Source organism: Arthrobacter sp. Y3223164 (assembly GCF_059091005.1).
In genome coordinates, this window is the sequence record NZ_JBNHGF010000179.1 from 1 (window position 1) to 5,584 (window position 5,584).

7 protein-coding genes are annotated in these 5,584 nt (G+C 66.2%); 2 read left to right on the plus strand and 5 right to left on the minus strand.

All coding sequences use genetic code 11. The annotated features are described in order from the left end of the window. Together AC5RUJ_RS10055 and AC5RUJ_RS10060 are read right to left on the minus strand one after the other, a co-directional pair. Positions 1–281: IspD/TarI family cytidylyltransferase (locus tag AC5RUJ_RS10055; RefSeq protein WP_494155819.1), on the minus strand; the 281-nt coding region annotated here is incomplete at its 3' end. An 89-nt stretch (positions 282–370) separates the two neighbouring features. Beyond that, on the minus strand, positions 371–853 hold the full coding sequence (locus AC5RUJ_RS10060; RefSeq protein ID WP_127513280.1) for a CarD family transcriptional regulator: 483 nt from the start codon (positions 851–853) through the stop codon (positions 371–373). A gap of 256 nt (positions 854–1,109) precedes the next feature. Between AC5RUJ_RS10060 and AC5RUJ_RS10065 the strand changes: the two genes are divergently transcribed. Next, entirely contained in the window at positions 1,110–1,682 is a 573-nt protein-coding gene (locus AC5RUJ_RS10065; RefSeq protein ID WP_494024625.1) for a hypothetical protein, read from the plus strand. An 82-nt stretch (positions 1,683–1,764) separates the two neighbouring features. On the opposite strand, the gene AC5RUJ_RS10070 is transcribed toward AC5RUJ_RS10065, so the two are convergent. Both AC5RUJ_RS10070 and AC5RUJ_RS10075 read right to left on the minus strand, forming a co-directional pair. Next, positions 1,765–2,445 (minus strand): winged helix-turn-helix domain-containing protein, encoded by a 681-nt coding sequence (locus AC5RUJ_RS10070; protein WP_494002323.1) that lies wholly within the window; start codon positions 2,443–2,445, stop codon positions 1,765–1,767. Continuing rightward, positions 2,442–3,644, minus strand: a complete 1,203-nt coding sequence (locus tag AC5RUJ_RS10075) for a sensor histidine kinase (RefSeq protein ID WP_494074210.1) — start codon at positions 3,642–3,644, stop codon at positions 2,442–2,444. The genes AC5RUJ_RS10070 and AC5RUJ_RS10075 overlap by 4 nt, the downstream gene beginning before the upstream one ends. 175 nt (positions 3,645–3,819) lie before the next feature. Between AC5RUJ_RS10075 and phoU the strand changes: the two genes are divergently transcribed. Further along, positions 3,820–4,479: a phosphate signaling complex protein PhoU gene (phoU, locus tag AC5RUJ_RS10080; RefSeq protein ID WP_494002321.1), complete on the plus strand. Its 660-nt coding sequence runs from the start codon at positions 3,820–3,822 to the stop codon at positions 4,477–4,479. 83 nt (positions 4,480–4,562) lie between these two features. Here the strand turns inward: phoU and AC5RUJ_RS10085 are convergent, their stop codons facing one another. Continuing rightward, the gene (locus AC5RUJ_RS10085; protein WP_494024318.1) at positions 4,563–5,321 is read right to left on the minus strand and encodes a phosphoglyceromutase; all 759 of its coding nucleotides are present in this window, start codon (positions 5,319–5,321) and stop codon (positions 4,563–4,565) included. Positions 5,322–5,584 lie beyond the last annotated feature (263 nt).

Sequence of the window (5,584 nt, forward strand, 5' to 3'; positions counted from 1 at the left end):
ACCGAGGCGGCCCGGGTGGCACCGCCGTCGACCGCGGAGATCGGGGTGTGGGGATACTGCGCGGCGAAGCCACCGCAGAGCTGCCGCAGGGCGGTGTCGCCGGGCGGGACGGCCACACAGATCCGTGACGCGATGCCGGCCGCCAGCACTCCCCGCAGCGCGTGGGAGAGGATCGGTTCGCCGGCCAGCGGGACTTGGGCCTTGGGCAGGCCGTAGCCGAGGCGGGTGCCCGAGCCGGCCGCCACGATGATCACGCCCAGGGACGTGCTTGCTGTGCTCACCCCTTTAGCCTAATGGGGCGCGGCCGGGCGGTTCGGCCACGAAAAAGCGGCCGGCTTCCAGTGCTGGACGCCGGCCGCTTGGAGCGTGGTCAGGAGGCGAGAACCTCGTCGAGGACCTCGGCTGCCTTGTCTTCGTCGGTCTTCTCCGCGAGGGCGAGTTCGGAAACCAGGATCTGGCGCGCCTTGGCCAGCATCCGCTTCTCGCCCGCGGAAAGGCCGCGGTCGTGGTCCCGGCGCCACAGGTCGCGGACAACTTCCGCCACCTTAATGACATCGCCGGAGGCCAGCTTTTCCAGGTTCGCCTTGTAGCGGCGGGACCAGTTGGTCGGTTCCTCGGTGAACTCGGCACGGAGCACATCGAACACATGCTCGAGGCCTTCCTTGCCCACCACATCGCGGACGCCGACCAAATCCACGTTTTCCGCCGGTACTTCAATCGTCAGATCGCCCTGGGCAACCCGGAGCTTGAGATACATCTTCTCTTCACCTTTGATGGTGCGCATTTTGATCTCTTCGATCTTTGCGGCACCGTGGTGAGGGTAAACAACTGTCTCGCCGACCTCAAATACCATCTGTAGTATCCCCTTTCCCGACCACCAGTTTATCACGGATGGTTTGGCCACTTCCGCGAGTTTGCAGGCCTCTACGCCCGTCCGAGCGTTAGAATGCCGCGCTTTGCCCCCTTGACGGATAGCGGATTTGGTGCTTCGCCCGCGGGTACCTACCGGCGTCGAATCCTACTTTTCACCGGTTTGCCGATAGGCTAGGCGAGGCAAGCTGCCTAGATCTGCAGCACCGCACCCTGACTTTGACTGAGGAGTTTCTGCCGTGAAGATTGCGCCGAAGAACCGTGTGCAGCGCACCCTTGTAGCAGGCGCCGCCGCGCTCACCCTGCTCGCATCGACCGGATGCGGCGCAATCAACGAACAGGCCACCACCAAGTCCTACTCCGCCAGCGACGGCATCGTGGCCAACGTCGGCTCGATCGGACTGCGCAACCTGCTGGTCGTCGCAGAGTCTGCCGACGCCCCCGCCCGTGTCCTCGGTACCGCCTTCAACACCTCCGATTCTCCCGTGCAGATGGCCCTGACCGGCCCGGGCAGCACCGCCACCGTCACCATCCCGGCAGACGGGAAGGTCATCTTCGAAGAGGATGAGAACGAGACCATCGTCGGCAGCCCGGGTGCCGCTCCCGGCGCCCTGGTGGACATCACCGTCCGCGTGAACAACGAGTCCGCCGACGTGCTGGTGCCGGTGCTCGACGGCACGCTGCCGGAGTACCGGGACTTCGTTCCGTCGGCCGAGCCCACGGAAACCGCGGCGCCTGCCGAGACCGCCTCACCGACAGACGGCGCCACGGAAGAGCCGACCGGCGAGCCCGCCGAAGAGGCCGGCGCCTAACCCTGCCATCGCTTCACAAAAGGCCGGGCCGCTTCCCTTTCGGGAAGCTGCCCGGCCTTTTGCCGTGCTGACGCCCTCGGTTTTACGGTTCGAACTTGTAGCCCAGCCCGCGCACGGTGACCAGGTAGCGGGGCGCGGAAGGATCGGGTTCGATCTTGCTGCGCAGCCGCTTGACGTGCACGTCCAGGGTTTTGGTGTCGCCCACGTAGTCGGAGCCCCAGACGCGGTCGATCAGCTGCCCGCGCGTCAGGACCCGGCCGGAGTTGCGCAGCAGCATCTCCAGCAGTTCGAACTCCTTCAGCGGCAGCGACACCGGCTCGCCGTCCACGCTGACCACGTGCCGTTCCACGTCCATCCGCACCGGTCCGGCAGAGACTGCATTGGGCACCAGTTCTTCCGGTTCGGCCTGGCGGCGCAGTACCGCGCGGACCCGGGCCACCAGCTCGCGCGAGGAGTAGGGCTTGGTGACATAGTCGTCGGCACCGAGTTCCAGCCCCACCACCTTGTCGATTTCCGAGTCCTTGGCGGTGAGCATGATGACCGGAACGGCGGAGCGTTGCCGCAGCTGCCGGCACACCTCGGTTCCGGACTGTCCCGGCAGCATCAGGTCCAGCAGGACCAGGTCCGCTCCGGAGCGGTCGAACGCAACAATGGCGTCCAATCCGTTATCCACCACCTCGACTTCGAAGCCCTCTTTGCCCAACAGATAGCTCAACGGATCGCTCAGCGATTCTTCATCTTCGACGACCAGAATGCGGGTCAAGCACCGACTCCTTGTTCATGCGCCACACCGGCGCCCTGCGTGCGCGGCTCCACGGATTCTGTGGTGCCGCCGTCTTCCTGCTCCATTTCCGGCAGCCGCACGGTGAAGGTTGAGCCCTGTCCGGGCTGCGACCACACCGACACTTCCCCGCCGTGCTGGGAGATGACGTGTTTGACAATGCTCAGGCCCAGGCCGGTTCCCCCGGTTTGCCTCGAGCGGGCATCGTCGATCCGGTAGAACCGTTCGAAGATGCGGTCTTGCTGATCGGGGGTGATGCCCGGGCCCTGGTCGGTCACCGAGACAGTGGCCAGCCCTTCGCGCATGCGCAGCCCCACACCCACCTTGCTCCGTTCGGGCGCGTAGCGGATCGCGTTGTCGATCAGGTTCCGGAACGCGGTGGTCAGCAGTTCGGCATCGCCGAAGACCGGCCCGTCAATCTTCCCGCCCACCGACAGTTCGATGTGCCGGCTTTCGGCCATCAGCTTGTTGCGGTCCACGGCCTCGGCCACCACGGCATTCAGGTCCACCTCGGTACCGTCCTGCACCACGTCCGCGCCCTGCAGCCGGCTCAACTCGATGATGTCCTGCACCAGGGCGCCCAGCCGGCGCGACTCCTTGTGCATGCGGCCGGCGAAGCGGCGCACCGCTTCCTCGTCGTCGGCGGCGTCGTCGATGGCCTCGGCCAGCAGCGAGATGGCTCCGACCGGGGTCTTCAATTCGTGGGACACGTTGGCCACGAAGTCGTTGCGCATCGCTTCGGTGCGGGTTATCTCCGTCCGGTCATCGGCCAGCAGCAGGATGTACTCCTCGCCGATGGGTGCCACGCGCACCTGGACCACAATCGTGCCCTGGCCGAGCGGACCGCGCGGCAGCTCCAGTTGCCGCTCCTCGATCACGCCGTCCCGGCGCACCCGGGCGGTCAGGTCGAGCAACTCGGAATGCACCACGGTGTGCCCGCGGACCAAACCGAAGGCATAAGCGGCGGGGCTGGCCCGGACCACGCCGTCGATCGCGTCCACCACTACATAGGCGCGGCCGACGACGGAAAGCACCTCGGCGGCACCGTCCGGCAGCGTCGGTTCGTCCACTTCCTGCAGGCGCCGCCGTTGGCGATCGCTCAGGCCGAAGGCGAGCACACCGAAGCTGCCCAGCACCAAGCCCACGAGCCCTGCCAGCAAGCCGAATATCAGTGGATCCACGCCTCTAGCTTAGGCGCAGCCGGGCACGTGCCAGGGCCGTTCCGGTAGCAATCGCCTCCCCGTTCAACTAACGTTCACTTGAGGTGGCGTAATAGTTCACCGCAGGCTGAGAGGGTATGAAGCCAGTGGGATGCTAGGACCCCTATGCTCCACGTACACAAGCGAAAGGACGCCAGTGCGCAAGGTTTTCCAGGCCGAACTCCATCAAGTCGGAGAGCAGCTGGTAGAGATTTCCCGGTTGGTCACCGAGGCGATGCAGAAGGCAACCACGGCGCTCGACACCGCCGACATCGATTTGGCCCAGGAAGTCATTGCCGCCGACGCCCGGATCGATTTCCTCCAGACGGACCTGGACGAGCGTTCCATTGACATCCTGGCGCTGCAGGGTCCGGTCGCCTCGGACCTGCGGATGATTGTCGGCGCCCTGCGGATGAGCGCCTCGCTGGAGCGGATGGGCGACCTCGCCCGGCACATCGCGCAACTGGTCCGGCTGCGTTATCCGGACCTCGTGATCCCCGCATCGCTGCGCGACACGTTCCGGGAGTTCGCCGAGAAGGACATTGCGATCTCCGAGAAGCTGACCGAACTGCTCGAGACCCGCGACCTGGACCTCGCCGCCCAGATCGACACGTACAACTCCCGCATCAATGAGCTGCATGCCGGCGTCTTCAAGGCGATTGCCGATCCGGCCTGGAACTCCTCCGGGCCGACCACCGTGGACGTCTCGCTGGCGAGCCGTTACTTCGAGCGTTTCGCCGACCACGGCGTCTCCGTGTCCCGCAAGGTGACCTACCTGGTCACCGGCGAATGGCGCCCCAACGGCCAGTCCGTGTAACGCAGGACCTTAAGCAGGAAGGCCGGCTCCCCGCGGGGAGCCGGCCTTCCTGCTTAAGCGTGCGGCAACTTCTTGGCGTGTGGCTACTTCTTGCCCTGGTTCGCCACGGCCTGGATGGCTTCCGCCGCGGCCGCGGCATCCAGGTAGGTGCCGCCGGCGGTGACGGGCTTCAGGTTCTCGTCCAGCTCGTACACCAGCGGGATGCCGGTAGGGATGTTCAGCCCCGCGATGTCTTCGTCGCTGATGCCGTCCAGGTGCTTGACCAGGGCGCGCAGCGAGTTGCCGTGCGCGGCCACGAGCACCGTCTTGCCCGCCTTGAGGTCCACGGAAATGTCCGATTCCCAGTACGGCAGGAAGCGCTCCAGCACATCCTTCAGGCATTCGGTCCGCGGCACGGCGTCCCCCAGATCCGCGTAGCGGGGGTCGTTGGCCTGCGACCATTCGCTGGCGTCGTCCAGGGCGGGCGGCGGAGTGTCGTAGGACCGGCGCCAGACCATGAACTGTTCCTCGCCGAACTCATTGCGGATCTGCGCCTTGTCCTTGCCCTGCAGGGCGCCGTAGTGGCGCTCGTTCAGCCGCCAGCTGCGCTTGACGTCGATCCAGCTGCGGTCGGCGGCCTCCAGTGCGAGGTTGGCCGTGACAATGGCCCGCTTCAGCCGCGAGGTGTACAGGACGTCGGGAAGCAGATTGTGCTCGACCAGCAGCTCGCCGCCACGGTGCGCTTCCTTGCGTCCCAGGTCGGTCAGCGGGACGTCGACCCAGCCGGTGAACAGGTTCTTTTCGTTCCAGTCGCTCTGCCCGTGGCGCAACAGGACCAGCGTGTGTTTCGAGGTGGAAGTCATGGCTGCCATCCTAGCGGAGCACCGCACGGCACCGGCGGCAGCGGCATGACATTACGGGGTCAAACCCGGGGGCAGTCCCGCGATTCCCGCCAGTGACCTTGCGCACATCCGGCCCGTAGCGGCCTGTGCGGGCCCGCCGTGCCCCTATTCTTTTTTCTCGTGCCTCAGACGACCGCCGCCGCCAGCCGTCCCGTCCGCCGACCCATCGGCACGGCCACCCGCGGCACCACCAGTCCCAACCGGCTGCGCCGCGCGGACCGCTG

Coding starts and splice junctions, on each gene's coding strand:
- AC5RUJ_RS10085 (WP_494024318.1), bottom strand. CDS start 5,321: ATGACTTCCACCTCGAAACACACGCTGGTCCTGTTGCGCCACGGGCAG.
- AC5RUJ_RS10060 (WP_127513280.1), bottom strand. CDS start 853: ATGGTATTTGAGGTCGGCGAGACAGTTGTTTACCCTCACCACGGTGCC.